1 protein-coding gene is annotated in these 1,129 nt (G+C 65.4%); it reads left to right on the top strand.

What is annotated here, in order from left to right; translation table 11 throughout:
• On the top strand, positions 1–1,117 hold a 1,117-nt coding region (locus tag ACFWQC_RS28330; protein WP_378686185.1), incomplete at its 5' end, for a DUF222 domain-containing protein.
• Positions 1,118–1,129: the final 12 nt, after the last annotated feature.

Raw genomic sequence — 1,129 nt, 5'->3', positions numbered from 1 at the left:
CTCCCTCGACAAGTTGCTGACCAGGGATCCCGCCTATTGGCGCACCGGACAGAAGAAGGAGCGCCTGGCACGGCTGGAGAAGCTCCAGGCCAAGGCGGCCGCGCTGAAGCTGAAGGTGCTGGCCACGGTCGGCGACATCGCCGGTGAGACCGGTGCCAAGGACGCCTCGGCCTGGATGCGCGCCGAGCTCCTGGTCGACAAAAGTGTCGCTCGATCCCAGATCAAACTCGCCGTCAGCGTTGCAAAGTACGAGCACGTGGCCGCCGGCCTGACCGAGGGCGTGGTTTCCGAGGACAAGGCCCGGGTGATCACTCGTGCGCTCGACAAGATCGAGACCGACCCGGTCGCCAACGGCGAGGACCTCGCCCTGGCCGAGAAACTCCTCGTCGACTACGCCACCAAGCTGACCGCCAACGAACTCCGCATCGTCGGCAGAAAGATCCTGGCCGAGATCGACCCGGCAAGGTTCGAAGAAGCCGAAGCCAGAGCCCTCCTGGCCGAAGAGGAACGTGCCCAGCAGAAGACCGCCCTGCGGGTATGGGACAACCACGACGGGACCGTCGGGTTCGAGGGTGTGCTGCCTACGTCGATCGGGATGCGGTTCAAGCGACTGGTCGAGGCCTACGCCCAACCCCGCAAACAACAACTCGTCGCCAAGGGTGCGCCGCTGCCGCCCTGGGAACGACTCATGGGCCAAGGGTTCTCGCGGCTCCTGGAGGCCATCGACCCCGCCAGCCTGCCCAGGCACGGTGGCGATGCGACCACCATCAACGTGGTCATCTCCCTCGAAGAGCTCCGCAAGGACCTCGGCACCGCGACCCTGGGCTATGACGAGACCAACGGCACCACGATCACGGCAGCCGAAGCCCGCCGGATGGCGTGCAACGCAACCATCATCCCCTGGGTTCTCGGCGGAGACGGTGAGGTCCTCGACGCCGGCCGGGCCAGCAGGTTCTTCCAACCCATCCAACGCAAGGCACTCCGACTCCAAGCCAAGTGCTGCCAGGCCGAGGGCTGTGACATGCCACCGGAGTGGTGGCTGTTGCGATTTGAAAATCGCCGGGTGGGTTCCGTGACGGTTGGCCTGTGCCGCGAAATACTTCGGTATGGCTCGTAGGTATCGCCCGGT

The organism is Nocardioides sp. NPDC058538 (genome assembly GCF_042719275.1).
Lineage (GTDB): Bacteria > Actinomycetota > Actinomycetes > Propionibacteriales > Nocardioidaceae > Nocardioides.
Note: the sequence above shows the minus strand (reverse complement) of the source record. Positions and strands in the feature narration are given on the sequence as shown.